The sequence below is a fragment of the Haloferax litoreum genome, from assembly GCF_009674605.1.
Classification (GTDB): domain Archaea; phylum Halobacteriota; class Halobacteria; order Halobacteriales; family Haloferacaceae; genus Haloferax; species Haloferax litoreum.
The window spans coordinates 62,617-79,975 of record NZ_WKJO01000001.1; the positions used below are offsets into that span (position 1 = coordinate 62,617).

General features: G+C 62.8%; 14 protein-coding genes. 7 read left to right on the forward strand and 7 right to left on the reverse strand.

Going from position 1 to position 17,359, the window contains the following annotated elements:
- The first annotated feature begins 107 nt into the window (after nt 1–107).
- From GJR96_RS00330 to GJR96_RS00345, 4 genes are all read left to right on the forward strand, one after another.
- Nucleotides 108–2,027, forward strand: coding sequence for a DEAD/DEAH box helicase (locus GJR96_RS00330; RefSeq protein ID WP_151160958.1), 1,920 nt, complete (start codon nt 108–110; stop codon nt 2,025–2,027).
- A gap of 71 nt (nt 2,028–2,098) precedes the next feature.
- The gene (locus tag GJR96_RS00335; protein ID WP_151160960.1) at nt 2,099–3,019 is read left to right on the forward strand and encodes a sodium:calcium antiporter; all 921 of its coding nucleotides are present in this window, start codon (nt 2,099–2,101) and stop codon (nt 3,017–3,019) included.
- 114 nt (nt 3,020–3,133) lie between these two features.
- Nucleotides 3,134–4,378, forward strand: coding sequence for a type III ribulose-bisphosphate carboxylase (gene rbcL / locus GJR96_RS00340; protein WP_151160962.1), 1,245 nt, complete (start codon nt 3,134–3,136; stop codon nt 4,376–4,378).
- Between the two features lie 324 nt (nt 4,379–4,702).
- The gene (locus GJR96_RS00345; protein WP_151160964.1) at nt 4,703–7,654 is read left to right on the forward strand and encodes a methyl-accepting chemotaxis protein; all 2,952 of its coding nucleotides are present in this window, start codon (nt 4,703–4,705) and stop codon (nt 7,652–7,654) included.
- 39 nt (nt 7,655–7,693) lie between these two features.
- Here the strand turns inward: GJR96_RS00345 and GJR96_RS00350 are convergent, their stop codons facing one another.
- Complete coding sequence (locus tag GJR96_RS00350) at nt 7,694–9,349, reverse strand: NADH-quinone oxidoreductase subunit D (RefSeq protein WP_151160966.1); 1,656 nt, start codon at nt 9,347–9,349, stop codon at nt 7,694–7,696.
- Nucleotides 9,350–9,448: 99 nt separating this feature from the next.
- On the opposite strand from GJR96_RS00350, the gene GJR96_RS00355 reads away from it, so the two are divergent.
- Nucleotides 9,449–10,120, forward strand: a complete 672-nt coding sequence (locus tag GJR96_RS00355) for a helix-turn-helix domain-containing protein (protein ID WP_151160968.1) — start codon at nt 9,449–9,451, stop codon at nt 10,118–10,120.
- Here the strand turns inward: GJR96_RS00355 and GJR96_RS00360 are convergent, their stop codons facing one another.
- Both GJR96_RS00360 and GJR96_RS00365 read right to left on the reverse strand, forming a co-directional pair.
- Nucleotides 10,121–11,074 carry a ribose 1,5-bisphosphate isomerase gene (locus tag GJR96_RS00360; protein ID WP_151160970.1) on the reverse strand — a complete coding sequence of 318 codons (954 nt, stop codon included), beginning with the start codon at nt 11,072–11,074 and terminating at the stop codon, nt 10,121–10,123.
- Nucleotides 11,075–11,152: 78 nt separating this feature from the next.
- Entirely contained in the window at nt 11,153–12,631 is a 1,479-nt protein-coding gene (locus GJR96_RS00365; RefSeq protein ID WP_151160972.1) for an AMP phosphorylase, read from the reverse strand.
- Between the two features lie 137 nt (nt 12,632–12,768).
- Between GJR96_RS00365 and GJR96_RS00370 the strand changes: the two genes are divergently transcribed.
- Nucleotides 12,769–13,308: a DoxX family protein gene (locus tag GJR96_RS00370; protein WP_151160974.1), complete on the forward strand. Its 540-nt coding sequence runs from the start codon at nt 12,769–12,771 to the stop codon at nt 13,306–13,308.
- A gap of 317 nt (nt 13,309–13,625) precedes the next feature.
- On the opposite strand, the gene trxA is transcribed toward GJR96_RS00370, so the two are convergent.
- The 4 genes from trxA to GJR96_RS00390 all read right to left on the reverse strand — a co-directional run bounded on the left by trxA (nt 13,626) and on the right by GJR96_RS00390 (nt 16,224).
- A complete protein-coding gene (gene trxA / locus GJR96_RS00375) occupies nt 13,626–14,051 on the reverse strand; it encodes a thioredoxin (RefSeq protein ID WP_151160976.1) in 426 nt (141 codons plus the stop codon).
- 130 nt (nt 14,052–14,181) lie between these two features.
- Nucleotides 14,182–14,475 (reverse strand): DUF7521 family protein, encoded by a 294-nt coding sequence (locus tag GJR96_RS00380; RefSeq protein WP_151160978.1) that lies wholly within the window; start codon nt 14,473–14,475, stop codon nt 14,182–14,184.
- The gene (locus GJR96_RS00385; protein WP_151160980.1) at nt 14,476–14,850 is read right to left on the reverse strand and encodes a winged helix-turn-helix domain-containing protein; all 375 of its coding nucleotides are present in this window, start codon (nt 14,848–14,850) and stop codon (nt 14,476–14,478) included.
- 27 nt (nt 14,851–14,877) lie between these two features.
- Nucleotides 14,878–16,224 carry an oxidoreductase gene (locus tag GJR96_RS00390; protein ID WP_151160982.1) on the reverse strand — a complete coding sequence of 449 codons (1,347 nt, stop codon included), beginning with the start codon at nt 16,222–16,224 and terminating at the stop codon, nt 14,878–14,880.
- A 106-nt stretch (nt 16,225–16,330) separates the two neighbouring features.
- On the opposite strand from GJR96_RS00390, the gene GJR96_RS00395 reads away from it, so the two are divergent.
- On the forward strand, nt 16,331–17,359 hold the full coding sequence (locus GJR96_RS00395; protein ID WP_151160984.1) for a succinylglutamate desuccinylase/aspartoacylase family protein: 1,029 nt from the start codon (nt 16,331–16,333) through the stop codon (nt 17,357–17,359).

The following is a 17,359-nucleotide window of genomic DNA, read 5'->3' on the forward strand; positions in this document are numbered from 1 at the left end:
TATCACATGAGACTGAATGCACTGGTTCTGCGTTCGAATTGCCACCGACCAAATGTGTTCTCGACCGGCGAAGATATTTAAGTGAATCCGGACCCAGTGTGTGACAGATGCGCGTGCGTGACCTCCCGTTGTCGGCGACCCTGGTCTCTCACTACGAGTCGAACGGTATCGAGGAGTTGTACCCACCGCAGGTCGCCGCCGTGGAGGCCGGTATCGCCGACGGCGGGCGAGTCGTCGCCGCGATTCCGACGGCCAGTGGCAAGACGTTCATCGCCGAGTTGGCGATGCTCACCGCCGACGGCCCGGGCCTGTACATCGTCCCACTCCGCGCGCTTGCCCGCGAGAAGTACGAGACGTTCGCCAAACTCCCCGGCGTGAGCGTCGGCATCTCGACCGGTGACTTCGACTCGGCCGAAGAGGACCTCGGCGAGTACGACATCGTCGTCGCCACGAGTGAGAAGGTCGATTCAGCGATTCGAAACGGGGCGTCGTGGGTCGAAGACCTCGCGTGCGTCGTCGTGGACGAGGTACACCTCCTCGGCGCGCCCGGACGTGGGCCCACGCTCGAAATCACGCTGGCGACGCTCCAGCGACGCGTCCCCGACCTGCAACTCGTCGCACTGTCGGCGACAGTCGACAACCCAGAGGTCATCGCGGCGTGGCTAGACGCCGAACTCGTCGAGAGTACGTGGCGGCCTGTCTCCCTCCGAACGGGCGTCTACGCCGACGGGACCGTCGAGTTCGACGACGACTCGTCGCTGTCCGTGGATGTCCCGCCGATTGGACCGAACGACGACGGTGCCACCGAGGCAACTGTCTCGCTCGTCGCCGACGCCGTCGAGAACGGTGGCCAGTGCCTCGCGTTCGTCCGGTCGCGCCGGGAAGCGGAGACACTCGCCGACAGACTCGCCGACGAAGACCTCTCGCCCGCCCCCGAACTCGGCGACGAACTCGCCGAACTCGGCGGGACGACGACAGGAGAACGCCTCTCTGAATGCGCACGGACTGGCGTCGGATTCCACCACGCCGGCCTGCGAAGCACGCACCGCGCCGCCGTCGAAAACGCGTTCCGCGACCGGCGACTCTCGGTCATCTGCGCGACGCCGACGCTCGCGGCGGGCGTGAACGTCCCGGCCCGGCGGGTCGTCATCCGGGACCAGAAGCGCTACACCGGCGACTCGATGACGTGGATACCCGTCCTCGACGTCCACCAGATGTGCGGCAGAGCAGGCCGTCCCCACCTCGACCCATACGGTGAGGCAGTCCTCGTCGGCGACGAGTCGGTGAAAGACGAACTCGTCGAACGGTACGTGACGGCGGACGCAGAGGCGGTCGACTCCCAGTTCGCCGACCCCGAAGCACTCCGCACGCACGTCCTCTCGGTCGTGGCCTCTGGATTCGCCGACTCTCTGGACGGCATCGCCGACGTGTTCTCTGCGACCTACTACGCGCACCAACACCCGAACGTCTCGCTCGCCGACCTCGTCGCGGACGTCGTCTCCGACCTCGAATCGATGGAGATGCTCGCCGTCGACGGCGCGTCGTTGTCGGCGACGACGCTCGGTGCGCAGACCTCGCGGCAGTACGTCTCGCCGACGACTGGCGCGCGAATCATCGCCGGTGTTCGGACAATCTCCGAGATGGCCGACGAGAACGTGACGGCGCGAACCGCACTCGAAGTCGTCTGCGACACGCCCGACATGCACGACACGTACCTCGGGAACCGAGAACGAGCGCTCATGTACCAGTACGCCCGGACGCACGCCGCCGAGTTCACCACCGCGATGCACGAGGCCGACCCGTTCGAAGACTGGTTGACCGCGGTCAAGACCGCTCGCATCCTCCACGAGTGGTCCGAAGGTGCGGACATCGAAACCCTCGTAGACCGCTACCGCATCGGGCCGGGGGACCTCGAATCGCGCGTCGAACGCGCCGAGTGGCTTTTGGGTGCCGCGGATGCGCTCTGTGCCGCACTCGACACCGACGTTCCCGAGTTCCGTGAAGTTCGAGCGTTGCTCTCTCCGTGAATCACTGAGGCAGCATCCACGCGTTCGACCCGACAGTTTACGTCGTCTCACTGAGACGTTCGCCTCACGAGATGATAGTCGAGGCTACGTTGTTCGTCGCTGGCCTCGCCACCCTCGTCTTCGGTGCCGACCGGGCCGTCACCGCGGCAGCGAAAGTCGCGCGGTTCTACGGCGTCTCAGAGTTCTTCATCGGGGTGACGCTCATCTCTGTGGGAACGTCGCTTCCGGAGATGACCACCTCCGTCATCGCCGCGTCCTACGGCGCGGGCGACATCGTCGTCGGGAACATCGTCGGGTCGGAGACGTCACAGATTACCCTCGCTATCGGCATCGTCGCGCTTATTTCGCCAATCGTGGCGAAGCGCCGTGAGGTGATGGTCTACGGCGGGGCGATGACGCTCGCGATGATTATCATGCTCCTCACGCTCGAAGACGGCGTCGTCCAGCGCTCCGAGGGCTTTCTGATGATGCTCGCGTACGTGAACTTCGTCTACACCCTCTACACCAACGAAGGCGGGGCGGAAATCGCCGAAGAAGTCGTCGAAAAAGAAGAGACGCCCGAGCGAGGACTGCCGCGCGTCGCGTTCGGCCTCCTCTTGGTCGTCGTCGGAGGACAGGTGATGGTGACGAACGGCATCGCTCTCGCCCGTCTCGTCGGTATCTCCGAGTATTTCGTCGGATTGCTCACCGGTCTCGGGACGACGGCCCCAGAAATCGTCGTCGCCGGCATCGCCGCAAAAGAGGGCCGCGGCGGTATCTCGGTCGGCGCGATTCTCGGGAGCAACATCACCGACCCTGTCTTCTCGCTCGGTATCGGCGCGTTGGTCGCTGATGTGGTCGTCACCGACCTCGCGTCTGTGACACTCTCCGGTGTCTACATGCTCGCCGTCTCACTGGTCGTGTTAGCGCTGTTCTACTGGCGTGAGGGAATCGACCGACGGGCGGCACTCCTCTGTATCGGCCTGTATCTTCCGACGTTCGTGGTGTTGTGAGGCTGGGTCGTGGCCCACGACGGCGGGTGGGCATCGAACCGTACTGATTGGTCCCCACCCGAGAAAGTCGCTTCGGGATGGCGTTTTAAGATTCGTCGGGCCGTAGGCGAAGCTATGGGCATCACATACGAGGACTTCCTCGACCTGGACTACGAACCGTCTGCCGAGGAACTCGTCTGCACCTTCCGAATCGACCCCGCGACCGGAATGACGCCCGAGGCGGCAGCGAGTCGCGTCGCCTCAGAGTCCTCCAACGGAACGTGGGCCGCACTCCAGACCGGCGACGACTTCACCGACATGGGTGCCACGGCGTTCTCCATCGACGGTGACACCGTCAAGGTCGCGTACCCCGCCGGCCTGTTCGAACCCGGCAACATGCCGCAGGTGCTCTCGTGCATCGCCGGCAACATCATGGGGATGAAAGCAGTCGACACCATCCGACTGATGGACTGCGAGTGGCCGGAGTCCATCGTCTCGTCGTACCCCGGTCCCCTCCACGGGTCGTCGGTCCGAGAGGAGATATTCGGCGTCACCGACCGTCCCATCACCGCGACGGTCCCCAAGCCGAAAGTCGGTCTCTCGACGAAGGCGCACGCCCAAGTCGGGTACGACGCGTGGGTCGGTGGTGTGGACCTGCTGAAAGACGACGAGAACCTGACCGACCAGGACTTCAATCCCTTCTCCGACCGCCTCACCGAGTCGCTGTCACTCCGTGACGACGCCGAAGACGAGACTGGGGAGACGAAGTCGTACCTCATCAACGTCACTGGGGACACCCAGACGATGCTGGACCGCGTGGACGAGGTGGCCGCACAGGGCGGCGAGTACGTCATGGTGGACATCATCACCGCGGGATGGGCGGGCCTCCAGACCGTCCGCGAGCGAACCGAAAAACACGGCATCGCTATCCACGCCCACCGTGCGATGCACGCCGCATTCGACCGCATGCCGACCCACGGCGTCTCGATGCGCGTCCTCGCACAGGTCTCCCGTCTCTGTGGGGTGGACCAACTCCACACGGGGACTGCCGGCCTCGGCAAACTCGCCAACGAAGACACCGTCGGCATCAACGAGTGGATGCGGAGTGACCTCTACGGCATGACCGACGTGTTGCCCGTCGCGTCCGGTGGTCTCCACCCCGGCCTCTTGCCTGACCTGCTCGACGCCACGGGGACGAACGTCTGCGTCCAACTCGGCGGCGGTATCCACGGCCACCCGGACGGGACTCGCGCAGGAGCAGTCGCGCTTCGGGCGGCCATCGACGCCTACGTCGACGGAAAACCGATTACCGAGGCCGCAGAAGAGACACCAGAACTCGCCGTCGCCCTCGACAAGTGGGGCACAGAGACGCCGCGGTAACGGACCCGAATCTCGTTTCTCGTTTTTCTTGGCTGTCGTCACGACGCGTACGAGCGCCGTCGCCCTCGTGAACCGATTGGGTTCTGCGAGCGACCCAACGGTTATTCGTGTGATACATTTACAACATCAGTAAATAATTCACCCCGATATCGCGGGGATGGATGCGATTTGCGCACCAGCCAATATCAGTGACGATAATTGGTGCGAGAGGTTTAACCGGCCGTTTTTTCTCGGCTACAATAGCAGCCCGCAATTTACCACAGAATCGCCGTGACATGGGTTCTCTGTCAATAATTGCGGGAACTACAATCACAGATACCAGCAATGAAAATTCGGACAAAACTCGTCGCGTTGTGCCTCGCTATCTCTCTGATACCAGTTTCGGTAGTCGGCGTGGCAGGCGTACAGAACATGCAGTCAGTTGGGTCGTACGCACAAGACCAGAGTACGGACCACCTCGAAGGACAGATTACAGGCGAACTGAACAACACCGTCGACGCGAGACAAGAGGGGATTCAGAATCTGCTCAACTCGCGGCAGGTGAACGCACGCTCACTCGCGGACTCCGCGCCGGTGCAGAACTATCAAGCCGCGAGTGCGGGAGAGATGGAACTCGTCAAGCGTCAAAGCCAGAAACAACTCGGCTACACGGCACTCCAACTCCACGATACCATCGAGACAACCAAGCAGACTATTCTCGAATCGGAGTACGACGGTCGGGCGTGGGAGGAACTCAGCCCAGACGAGCAACGTCGAGTCGAGGACAGAGTCGAGCGAATCATCTCTGGGACGGACGGAGACGGCGTAGCCCAGCGTGGCACGGCGGCCGAGATGTTCCAGCCAGGATACATCGGTACGGGCGGGTACGTGTTCATCACCGACCTTGATTCGAACGTCGTCGTCCACCCGGCACTTCCGGATGGTTTCAACGCGAGAGAAGAGGCGTCGTTGACGTTCTTCGAGGAGGTCAAAGAGGAAACTCGTTCGACGCCCGCCATTCAGAGTGGTGAGGAGTGGGGTATCGCCGAGTACGAGTGGGAAGACACGACCCAAGCAGGAAATCCGATGGAACAAAAAGTCGTCGCGTACACCTACTACGAGGACTTCGACTGGGTTCTCGCACCGAGTGTCTACTACTACGAACTCCAGAAGACGGCCCTCGCCGACGCAGAGGCAGGCATCGAGGACTCCTTCGAGAACTACCTCCGGACGCGAACCGTCGCAGTCAACGGCGAAGAACTGCCCGCGTACGACGAGATTATCCTCACCGACGAGGACGGGAACGGAATCGTCCGTGCGGCACGAACCGACGGCGACGTCGTCGCCGAGTCTGTCGACACGTCGTACTCGAACAGTAACTGGTTCGGCGCGACGAAGTCGCTGGAGAAAGGCACAGTACACGTCGGCGAGGTCCGAACGGTCGACGGGAAGGCGAAAGGATACATCTCGACACCCGTCTACCGTGATGGCGAGTTCGCAGGAGTCGTCGCACTCAGACTCGACTACGAAGTCTTCAACGCGGTGCTCGACGACATCACCGTCGGCGAAACCGGGCACCTGACCATGGTGAACGACAGGGGGAAACTCATCACCGACGGCGCGACCAACTTCGGAGAGGTCGAATCAGCGGTTGCGACCACGGATTACGTCCTCTCGGACACGAAGGGACTCCAGACCTACGAACAATCGACCGACAGTAGTGCCGGTGACAGATACTACGTCGGGCACGCGCCACTCGACTTCGGTGACACGCAACTCACACTCGTCGCGACGGTTCCGGAACAGGACGTGACGGCACCGAGCGAACAGTTGGGAGACGCGCTTCGTGACCGAACCGACTCCGCGCGGAACTTCCTGCTCTTGCTCGTCGGCGGCATCGTCGTCGTCGTCGTCGGACTCGGGTTCGCCGCGGCGAGGTACTTCTCGGAACCCATCGAAGCACTCCGAGACCAAGCGCAACTGCTCGCCCGGGGACGATTCGAGGACGATATCGACGTCGACGCCACCGACGACGAACTCGGCGAACTCGTCGTCGCGTTCGAGGACATGCAAGAGAACCTGCAACGACAGGTATCCGAACTCCAGACCGTCGGCGAAGAACTGGGTGACGGAAACCTCGACCAGGAACTCCGCACGGACCTCCCCGGTGCGTTCGGCGCGATTATGACCGACCTCGAAGCGGGTATCGAGAAGTTACAAGACGGGTTCGTCGAGGTGCAATCGGTCGCCGACGAGTTCGCGGAAGTGAGCACGGAAACGGTCGCCAGTGCCGAGGAAATCGAGTCTGCGAGTCAGGAGACTGCGCAGTCCGTCGAAGAGATTGCCCACGGTGCAGAACAGCAGACCGAACAACTTCAGGTCGTGGCCAACGAGATGAACGACCTCTCGGCGACCATTGAAGAAGTCGCCGCCTCCGCCGACGGTGTCGTCCAGACGGCGAATCAGGCGGTAGACCTCGCTGAACAGGGCCGCGAACACGCCGCGGACGCCACAGACGAGATTTCGACCATCGAGGCGGAGGCCACCGACGCCGTCGAACAGGTCGAATCCCTCGGCGACCAAATCGGCGAAATCAACGAAATCGTCCAACTCATCACCGACATCGCCGAGCAGACGAATCTGCTCGCGCTGAACGCCTCCATCGAGGCCGCACGTGCGGGTGAGGCAGGCGAAGGCTTCGCCGTCGTCGCGAACGAAATCAAGGCACTCGCGAACGAAGCGAGCGAGGCGACCGACGAAGTCGAAGCGCGCATCGACGAGATTCAGGACCGAACCGACGACACCGTAGACGACATGCAGGAGATGCACGAGAGCGTCGAAGCAGGGTCCGAGACTATCGAGGACGCTATCGAGATGTTCGACGATATCTCCGATGCGATTCGAGAGGCCGAACACGGCGTCGCGGAGATATCCGAGGCCACCGAAAATCAGGCTGTCTCGACCGAAGAAGTCGTCTCGATGGTCGACGACGTGTCGAGCGTCAGCGAGGAGACCACGTCCGAAGCGAGCACTGTCTCGGCGGCGACCGAAGAACAGACGGCGGCACTGAACGAAGTCACGAAGAACATCCAGCAGGTGTCGGCGTCTGCACAGTCGCTAAACGACCTCGTCGGCGAGTTCGACGTTGGAGCAACCGAAACCGGCACACGGACCGCAGATGCCACGACCGGTGCAGCAGCTGACGCGCAGGCGAACGTAGCAGGGAGCGCAGCACGCGACGTCGATGCCGCCCTCGCAGACGGTGGGTCTGCCTCTCCGTCACGCACGGACGACTGAGACCTCCGGAGACCGACACCGGGTGTCTCCTGTTCGGCATCACCGGTCAACTTCGCCCATAATCGTATCGAGACTCCCGAGCGACGCGATGAGGTCCGGAATGTACTCACCTTCGGCCATCTCTGGAAGCGCTTGAAGGTTCGAGAACGAGGGGCCACGAATTTTAAACCGGGCCGGTTTGTCTGTCCCGTCGGCACGGATGTAGATGCCGAGTTCACCTTTTGCGGCCTCGACAGCGCGGTAGACCTCAGTATCGTCTTCCGGTTTGATGGTCCGAGGGACGTTCGCCTGAATCGTCCGCTCGTCTGCTGGCCAGTCTTCGAGCAGGTCCACACATTGGTCGATAATCTTTGCAGACTCCTCGACCTCTCGGAGTCGAACGAGCAGGCGCGCGAAGTTGTCGCACTCCTCTTCGACGACGACGTCCCAGTCGAGTTCGTCGTAGTAGCCGTAGGGGTCGTCGCGACGCAGGTCGTAGTCGATGCCTGACCCGCGGGCGACGGGACCGGTGACGCCGTAGGATTTGGCGACGTTCGGTGGGAGGACACCCGTATCGACCGTCCGGGCCTGCAGAATCTCGTTCGCAGTCAGCAGGTCGTGATACTCTTCGAGTTTCGCGGGCAGGCCGTCGACGAACGTCCGAATCTTCTCGAAGAACTCCTCGCGCGGTTCGGGGAGGTCCCAGACGACGCCACCGAGGCGGAAGTAGTTGAACATCAATCGCTGGCCCGTGAGGTCTTCGAGGATGTCCTGGACGAGTTCGCGGTCACGCAGGGCGTACTGGAACGTCGCCGTGAAGTCGCCGATGACGTCAAGGGCGTACGCGCCGACGGCGAGCATGTGTGAGAGAATTCGACTCAACTCGGCCGCAAGCGTTCGGACGACTTGCGCGTACTCCGGCACCTCGATGTCTGCGAGTGCCTCCGCAGTCCGTGCATAGGCCCACTCGTTGAGGAGGCCTGCACCACCCCAATCCCAGCGGTCGGGATACGGCATAATCTGGTGGCGGTACGTCCCCTCTTGACACATCTGCTCTTCACAGCGGTGGATGTAGCCGATGTCGGGTTCCACGTCGACGACTTGCTCGCCGTCGAGGACCACCTGGAGGTGCATCACCCCGTGGGTCGCCGGGTGGTGCGGGCCGATGTTGAGGAGCATCGTGTTGTCCTCGGCCCACCCGTCTTTGTGTAGCGGGTTCGCGTTCTCGTCGTACGGGACGATTTGTGGTCGCTGTTGGTCGTAGTCGCGGCTGAGTGGATGCCCCTGCCACGTCTCGGGGAGGAGGATGCGGCGAAGGTCCGGGTGGTCGTCGTACTGGATACCGACGAGGTCGTACGCTTCGCGTTCGTGCCACGCCGCCGTGTGAAAGACGGGCGCAGCAGACTCACTCACTGGTTCGGACCGAGGCGTGGGAACGACGACACTCAGTTCGTGTGTTGGGTCGTCGTACGACTTCAGGTGGTAAATCGACTCGTAGCGGTCTTCGTACTCCTGTGCGGTCACACACGAGAGGTGGTCGAACCCCAGTTCGCCTCGAAGTGTCGAGAGGACCGCCTGCACATCGTCGGGGCGAATCGTCACTTCCGGGGCGTGAACGTGCGTGTCGAGGTCGACGATGGCATCACCGACGTGGCGCCGGAGTCGGTCGGGAAGCGACACCACCGTCGACGACACCTGTGGAGGATTGGATGACATACCGGGTTCGATACGCTAGTGTTGGTTCACGAACCAGTTCGGCGTTCTGCCTCACTGGTGCGGCGGGTATTTATTGAGGAGTGTAGTCAACTGACTCACATGAAGTCGCTTCGGTTACGTCTCCACCCGGACGACGAACAGATGCATCCGATGCACGCATTTGTGGTCGAACACGAAGCGTTCGAGCAGACGCGATTGCTCCACTGGAACCCCGCTGTCAGCGAGGTGAACACCATCATCTTCGAAGTCGTTGGGACCGACGTCGAGGCGTATCGGGACGCGCTCGACGCGAGTCCGTCTGTCCTGTCGTACGAAGTGGTTCCGACGGGTGGCGAGACGTTTTATCTCTCGGTTCAGGACCGACTCGACGTGACGGCTGCCGAGCAGACGACTGCGTTCACGCAGGACGGTCTCGTCGTCGTCCCGCCGGTCGTCTTCGACGGCGACGGGTCGATTCAGGTCACTGTCGTCGGCACCACCACCGCGTTGCAGTCGGCAGTCGACGAGACGCCGGACGGTATCGACGTCGAAGTGCTCCAGATTCGACAGTACGCCGGTGAAACAGAGCTATCTGCCCCTGCTCTCTCGCGTCGCCAACGAGAGGCGGTCGACGAAGCGGTCGCCTGCGGTTACTACCGAGAACCGCGCGAGGGAACAGTCTCGGAAGTGGCAGACAGACTCGGTTGTTCAGCGGGGACTGCGGCAGAGCACCTCAGGAAAGCGGAGATGAAGGTCATGTCTGCTGTCGCCGACGAACGTGGTGTCGACTGATTACGGTTCGACCCACGGTTCGGTCGTCCCTTCGCCGAACAGTTCACGCATCAAGATGACGATGCTCTCGGGCGGGAACTGTCCGCGCTCGGTGACGATGGCGTCCACGTAGCGCGGGGGCGTCACGTCGAACGCCGGGTTCTTGACGGTCGGATTCCCCAACTCTGCGAGTGTCTCGTCGTCGATGACCTCGTCCGTGTCTCGCATCTCGATATCGACGGTGTGGCCGGTCATCGTTCCCGGATGGAGTTTGAGTGTCTGTGCGGCGACCATGATTGGCGTGCCTCTGTCGCGGGCGTTGACCGCGAGGCCACTCGTCCCAATCTTGTTGATGACGCTCCCGTCCGCGGCGACGGCGTCCGCACCGACCAGCACGTGGTCCACGTCGTTGAGGTAGCGTCGGGCCGCCGAGTCGACGATGAGCGTCACGGGGACGCCCATCTCGTGGAGTTCGCTCGCCGTGATGTGCCCCTGATTCCGCGGGCGCGTCTCTTTGACGATAGCCTCGATGTGTTTTCCTTGCTCGACTGCGGCTTCGACGCACGCGAGGGCGTCAGTCGAGTGACAGTGGGTCATGATGACGTCCCCATCGCGGAGGCGGTTCGCACCGACGTGGCCGAGGTCGGCCTGTGCCCGGTCGAGACGCGCACAGAACTCGTCTGCCGATTCGACGACGTTCTGTCGGAGTCCTTCGACTGTCGTACTCGACATTCCACGGAGGACGTACCGGAGGGCGTTGGGGAGACTCACGGCGGTCGGACGGGTCTCGTAGAGTGTCCGGGCCGCAGCACGGAGTTCACCCCGAAACGCTCCCGGGTCGATGGCGTCGCTCTCTTCGGCCTGCGTTCGGAGGGCACGGGCCACCGCGTCGGCGATGGTCGCCGCACCGCGAATCTCCATCGTGTCGATTTCGTCCGCGATGCGTCGCACCTCGGGGTGTACGCGCTCGTCCATACGCCGAACTACGTCGGTAGAGTGGAAAAAAGGTCGCTGCGGTGGTGGGTTCTGAGAGACGCGACCAGCGAGGTCGGATTATACGCGGTCGACCAACGCCTCGTCGGGGTGTCGGACGCGAACCATCTCGACGCGTTCGGTCAGGTCGACCGCGTCCGCGAGTTTGTCCGGCGACTCCGCGTGGATGGTAAAGAGCGATTCACCTTCGGCAGCCATGTCTCCAGTCCGGAGGTGGAGTTCGATTCCCGCCCCGGCGTCTCTCGGTGCGCCCGCGCGTCTGGCGATTTCGTTCACGAGGCGGTTGTTGATGTGGGTGACCACGCCGTCTCTGTCGGCACGGACGGTGTGCGTGTGCCGACCGGGAACGAGGTCCGCCGCCGTCACGTCGGGGTCGCCGTTCTGCGCCGCGAGAATCTCGTTGAACGTCTCACGGGCAGTCCCAGAGTCGAGTATTTCGGCGGCGTCGGCATCGACGCCCGCAGACTCGAACAGGAGGTCGGCGAGGCGAATCGCTTTCACCCGGAGGTCGTTGGGGCCGCCACCCGCGAGTGTGGCGAGTACCTCGCGCGCTTCGAGGACAGGACCGACACCGCGTCCGACCGGTGCGACGCCGTTCGTAATCGCGCACTCGATTGCTATCCCGAGGTGCGACCCCACGCGGTTGAAGTCCTCGGCGAGTTCGCGTGCCTCGGCGAGACTCTCGACTTTCGCCCCCTCGCCGTAGGGGATGTCGACCACGACGTGCGTCGACCCGGCACTCTTCTTCTTCGAGAGGACAGAGGCGATGAGTTGCCCCCGGGGGTCGATAGAAAGCGGCGTCTCTGCGCGGATGATTCGGTCGTCGACAGGCGAGAGGTTCACCGCGCCACCCCAGACGAGACACCCGCCCGTCTCGCCGACGATGTTGCGAATCTCTTCGACAGAGAACTCCACGTCGCAGAGGACTTCCATGGTATCGGCGGTTCCTGCGGCGGACGTGACCGCCCTCGACGACGTTTTGGGAATCTTCAGACCGGCGGCGGCGACGATTGGGACGAGAATCGGGGTGACACGGTTGCCCGCGACGCCGCCGATAGAGTGCTTGTCTGCGATTATCGACTCGTCCCACGTAATCGACTCACCCACGTCGGCCATGCACTCGGTGAGGTGGAGCGTCTCTTCCATCGACAGACCGTTGGTGTACGTCGCGGAGACGTACGCCCCGAGTTCCACGTCTGCGAGACGCTCTTCGTAGATGTCGCGAACGATACGCGAGAGTTCGTGTCGTTCGAGTTCGATGTCGTTGAGTTTCTTTCGGATGTAGTAGACCGAGTTGGGTTGGGGTGCGACAGAGACGTCGATTGTGCCGTCGATGTGTCCGAGTCGACGTGTCACACCGAGCGTCCCTTCCGAGACGAGTTCGTCGGTCAACTCCACGATGCCGATGGTGGTTCGGTTGTCGTGCCGGAGTTGGATGCGTTCGAGGGCGTGCACACCGAGTTCGGCCGCGTCCGACTCGTTGAGGATGACCGTGGGAGAACGCGTCCCGATGTCGATGGGTTCGGCGACGAGTTGCATAGGTGAACTTCGAGCGAGTGTGACATAAACGAACCTCGCGGAGTCTCAGTTGGTACGTCACGATTCCTCAGACGCGAGAACCACGTCGCCGTTATATCGGATTTCCGGGCGTCTTGACGACTAGAGGTGTACGTCACATGGCAACGAACGATTTCGAGAGTACCGTCGCGGGGGTGACCGTCCACGCAGAGGCGCACCCACTCAGCGTGTGGTTCGTCCTCGCGCTCAGACTCGTGATGGGTATCGCATTCGCCGTCTCAGGCGTCGAGAACATCGGTAGTGGGTTCGATGCACGGAATTATCTCCTGTATTCCGTCGTCGAAAACGGGAGTCCCGTCGCCGACCTGTTCGTCGCACTGGGTGGGAACGACCTCTTCGTCCAGTTCGTCAGCGTCGTCGTCCCGTGGGGTGAGTTGTTCGTCGGTCTCGCACTCGTCTTCGGCGTCGCGACTCGACTGGCGGCCTTCTCCGGTGCGGTGATGATGGCCCTGTTCTATCTCGGGAACTGGAACGTCGAAAACGGCGTCGTCAACCTCACCTACATCGTCGTCTTGCTCGCAATCGCGGCGTTCGGTGCGGGTCGTATCCTCGGCCTCGACCTGTTCGTCGAACGGTACCGCGTCGGCGGCGTCCCACTCCTCGAACGGTATCCTGCGCTCGATTACGTCCTCGGGTGAAGAACTGCGCGTACGAGTGTCTCTGTGTCGGTGTGGAGGTGGGCGGCGAAGAACGCCGCCCAGCATGGTGGTGGAAAATCGAGGAGGTGGCGACCCATATGGAGGGCCGCCAGCACGGTGCTGACGCGGGTGTTCTGGATTGGTGGTGTTTCAGATGCCTACGGACAGTCTCGCATCGACGTGTGGTGGTGGTGTTGTGGTGGTGATGGGGGAGCCGTCGATGCAGACTGAAATACCGAGTGGTGGGTGGTGGTGATGGGCCGATGGAACGTCTCCCACTCGGTACAGTCACGTCAGCACGCAGGTGGGGGGGCCGATTAGGCGAGGTGGGAGTCGATGAGACCCTTCAGGTCGTCGTATCCGCGGACGCCGACGATTTGCTCGGCGACTTCGCCGTCGGCGAAGAGGACCATCGTCGGGACGCCACGAACCTGATACTGCGCGGCGAGTTGCTGGTTCGCGTCGACGTCGACTTTCACCATCGCGGCGTCGGTGTTCTCGGCGAGTTGCTCGACGGTGGGTTCGAGCATCTTGCACGGTCCACACCAATCTGCGTAGAAGTCGGCGAGGACGACGTCGTACTTCGAGACGGCGTCGTTCAGCTCGTCGGCACCGTTTACGTAGATTGGCTCGGAGGGCGCTTCGGAGACTTCCTCGACGGCACCACTGCCGTCACCGCGGAGCTGGGATTCGAGTTGTTCGCGTTTTTGCTGGCGAATTTCGTTCAGTTCGTCGTCGGACATACCTATCGGTATCGTCCGCACCCTAATAACGGTTTTGCACATTTCGAACAATAGTAATCGTGAGACGGTATGGCATCTCAGAGGTAGAGACGAGTGAAGAAAAGCGGCGGGTCGCGGGTCGCGACGAGCGCTACTCGACGTAGAGCGAGTAGGTGATGACTGCGAACCCGATGAGCGTCAATATCGCGTCGATGAGGACGCCCGTCGCCAAATCGACGGCGAGGAGGACGTCGAAGGCACCGGCGAGGAGAGCACCCGAGGTGACGACTCCGAACCCGATAGCCAACGCCCGAAGCGACGGCGAGCGAGTTCGTCTGTACGCCTTGTAGCTGAAGTAGGTGATGAGGCCGCCGAGGACGAGGATTGCCGTCTTGACGACGATGATGAACGTCGTAATCGTCGGCGACGCGGTCAGGTGTCCCATCTACGTCTCCCTCCGGACTTGCGTCCAGATGTCTGCAATCCGTTCTTCGGGCGTCTGTTCGGGTCGGCCGACGGCCACGTCGAAATCCCGGTCTTCGTTGAGGGCGATTCGTACCTCGTCGAACGCTACCTCGTACGTCGTCGCGTGGTGACCATCGGCCCGAATCTGCGTTCCTTCTGCGAGGAGCGCTGCATCGGTGAGTAAGTCCAACTTTCGGTACGTGGTCGAAAGTGGGATGTCACACGTATCTGATATTTCACTTGCCGTCATGGGTTCTTCGAGTCCTCTGATGATGGCTCGTGCGTCCGCGTCGTCGAGCGCGTTGAGCACCGCCGTTAGTTCGGCCGACTCCATCGCGGACCGGTCGCGCGCCATTATCCTGACACTCCGGCGAGAGCCTTATTAACCCACCGGGTCATCGTCGTCTCTTGCCCCGATTTCGGTGGGTCTGGTGTATGAACCCTCCTTTCTGTGGGTTCCCGCCCGGCGCAGCACCGCGGGCGTCTGGCAGACGCCGCTCACACCCGTCACCTGCGGCACCGCGCAGTTGTTGCAACTCTCGCAGACGACGCGCGTGTCGCTCGACACGCCGGGTCCGAGGAGTCGCGCCGGGAGTTCGGGTTCCGCGTAGAACGGCCGGGCCATCCCGACGGCGTCGCATGCATCTCCGAGGAGGTTGTCGATTTCGCCTCGCTCGCGGATGCCCCCCTCACAGAACACGGGGACAGAGACTTCCTCGCGGACCCGACGACACAGTGAGGCGTTCCACGCCGGGTCGAAGTCGTACCACGCCGCTTCGATGCGACTCCCAAGTTCCACGAGTCGTGCCCGAATCGGTCCGCCGAACGCGTCCGCGTACCCCTCGCGGTACCGTTCGTCTCGCCACGCGCGCGCCGGGAACGACCCGCGGACGATACTCGCATCCCAGAAGACGGACCCCGAGACGGGTACCAACGCGTCGTACCCGTAGTCTGCCAGTCGACGACAGATGTCGACTGCGTCGTCTTCGGTCAAGTGGGGGCGAAGTCCCGGCGGGGCGGCAGTCTCGGCGGGCACTTTCGTCATCAGCGGAACGTCGCCGGCCTGCGCTCGAATCTCGTCGGCGACGACTTCGAGGAACCGGACGCCGTCTGCGAATTCGTCGTCGCGGCGGTTGTAGAACGGTGAGAGGAACTGGTGGACGATGCCCATATTCGCGCCGGCGATGTGAATCACGTCGTACCCGGCGTCGACGGCCATCGACGCGGACCGCCCGAAGTCGGCGGCGAGGTCGTACACCTCCTCGGTGGTCAACACGTGCGCGTCGTAGTCGAGAAAGCCGAGTGCGTCGAGGAGTCGGAGGAGACGCGGCGGGCGAGAGACGGCGAGTTGACGAAGCGCGGGGTGTTTTCGGCGATACTCGGCGTGCCACGTCTCCATACTCCGTAATCCGCCGTGTTCCAACTGGATGGCAATCGCCGACCCGTGGGCGTGGACTCGGTCCGTCACCGTCTGGAGGGCCTCGACGAACGCCGGGTCGGCGACGCGAGTCATCCCCGGCGCGGCGCACCCACCTGTCTCCCTGACGATGGTCGCCCCCTGACAGACGAGACCAGCGCCGGCCTTCGCAGCGGGGGCGAGTTCGGACGCCAGTATCTCGGGGGCGTCCGCCCCGTTCCCGGCGCATTCGAGTAACGGTGCGCGGTACAGTCGGTTCCGGAGTGTGAACCCACCGACGTCGACTGGGTCCTCGAGTCGAGGGGTGGTCATACCGGGGACGTAGGGTTCGAGAGAGGTAAACTAGCACACTCGGGCAGGTAACTGGCAGTTCCGCCGCTGGTCAATCTTCTTACCAGTCGCTCCCCTCTGCCGTCTCATGGAGTCCAAACCGTTCCGCTACGACTCGGAGGTCCCCCCGGGCGAAGTGCGGCACCTCCGCTACGAGATTAGCGAGACCTATCTCGGAGACCCAGTCGAGATTCCCGTCACTATCATCAACGGTGAGCACGGCGGCCCCTCGGTGTTCATGAACGCCGCCCTCCACGGCGACGAACTCAACGGTGTGAAGGTGATGCAGGAAGTGGCGAGTCGGTACGACCCGTCAGACATCCACGGAACGCTCGTCTGCATCCACGTCGCGAACGTCCCCGGCTATCTCGCCCAACAGCGCTACATCCCTATCTACGACCTCGACCTGAATCGGTCGTTTCCCGGGCGAGACGGGGCCAACACCGCAGAGCGAATGGCGAACCAGATTTACCGACACTTCGTCGAACCCTGCGACATCGGCATCGACTTCCACACCTCGACCCGGAATCGGACGACGATGTATCACGTCCGCGCCGACATGGCACGCCCCGACGTCGCCCGTCTCGCCCGGGCGTTCGGTGCCAACCTCATCCTCTCTGGAGAGGCCGAAGCGAGTTCTCTGCGGACCGTCGCCACCAACGACGGTATCCCGACGATTACCGTCGAGATGGGTCGCGCCCACCGATTCCAACCGGCGCTGGTGGACCGGGCGCTCGACGGCGTCGAGAGCGTGCTCGCCGAGTACGGCGTCCTCCCCGACGTTCCCGTCAGTTGGCCGGGGTGGACGCGCATCATCGACTCCGCGAGAGACAAGACGTGGCTTCGCGCAGACGTGGGCGGACTCGTCGAGATGCAGTACGGCGAAGTCCCACTCGTCCACGAAGGCGAGACCATCTGCACCATCTCCGACCACTTCAAGACGAGGGAGAAGCGCGTCGCGGCACCCTTTACCGGCCTCGTCGTGGGCGTCCTCCAGAACCCAGTCGCGGCACCGGGCCACCCGTTGTGTCATCTCGTGAGCGTCGACGACGCGACACTCCGCGAGATAGAACGCGAAATCGAGGCTGGAGAGTTCACCGAACGGCCGTGGAGTTAG

Coding starts and splice junctions, on each gene's coding strand:
- GJR96_RS00330 (WP_151160958.1), top strand. CDS start 108: ATGCGCGTGCGTGACCTCCCGTTGTCGGCGACCCTGGTCTCTCACTAC.
- GJR96_RS00335 (WP_151160960.1), top strand. CDS start 2,099: ATGATAGTCGAGGCTACGTTGTTCGTCGCTGGCCTCGCCACCCTCGTC.
- rbcL (WP_151160962.1), top strand. CDS start 3,134: ATGGGCATCACATACGAGGACTTCCTCGACCTGGACTACGAACCGTCT.
- GJR96_RS00345 (WP_151160964.1), top strand. CDS start 4,703: ATGAAAATTCGGACAAAACTCGTCGCGTTGTGCCTCGCTATCTCTCTG.
- GJR96_RS00350 (WP_151160966.1), bottom strand. CDS start 9,349: ATGTCATCCAATCCTCCACAGGTGTCGTCGACGGTGGTGTCGCTTCCC.
- GJR96_RS00355 (WP_151160968.1), top strand. CDS start 9,449: ATGAAGTCGCTTCGGTTACGTCTCCACCCGGACGACGAACAGATGCAT.
- GJR96_RS00360 (WP_151160970.1), bottom strand. CDS start 11,074: ATGGACGAGCGCGTACACCCCGAGGTGCGACGCATCGCGGACGAAATC.
- GJR96_RS00365 (WP_151160972.1), bottom strand. CDS start 12,631: ATGCAACTCGTCGCCGAACCCATCGACATCGGGACGCGTTCTCCCACG.
- GJR96_RS00370 (WP_151160974.1), top strand. CDS start 12,769: ATGGCAACGAACGATTTCGAGAGTACCGTCGCGGGGGTGACCGTCCAC.
- trxA (WP_151160976.1), bottom strand. CDS start 14,051: ATGTCCGACGACGAACTGAACGAAATTCGCCAGCAAAAACGCGAACAA.
- GJR96_RS00380 (WP_151160978.1), bottom strand. CDS start 14,475: ATGGGACACCTGACCGCGTCGCCGACGATTACGACGTTCATCATCGTC.
- GJR96_RS00385 (WP_151160980.1), bottom strand. CDS start 14,850: ATGGCGCGCGACCGGTCCGCGATGGAGTCGGCCGAACTAACGGCGGTG.
- GJR96_RS00390 (WP_151160982.1), bottom strand. CDS start 16,224: ATGACCACCCCTCGACTCGAGGACCCAGTCGACGTCGGTGGGTTCACA.
- GJR96_RS00395 (WP_151160984.1), top strand. CDS start 16,331: ATGGAGTCCAAACCGTTCCGCTACGACTCGGAGGTCCCCCCGGGCGAA.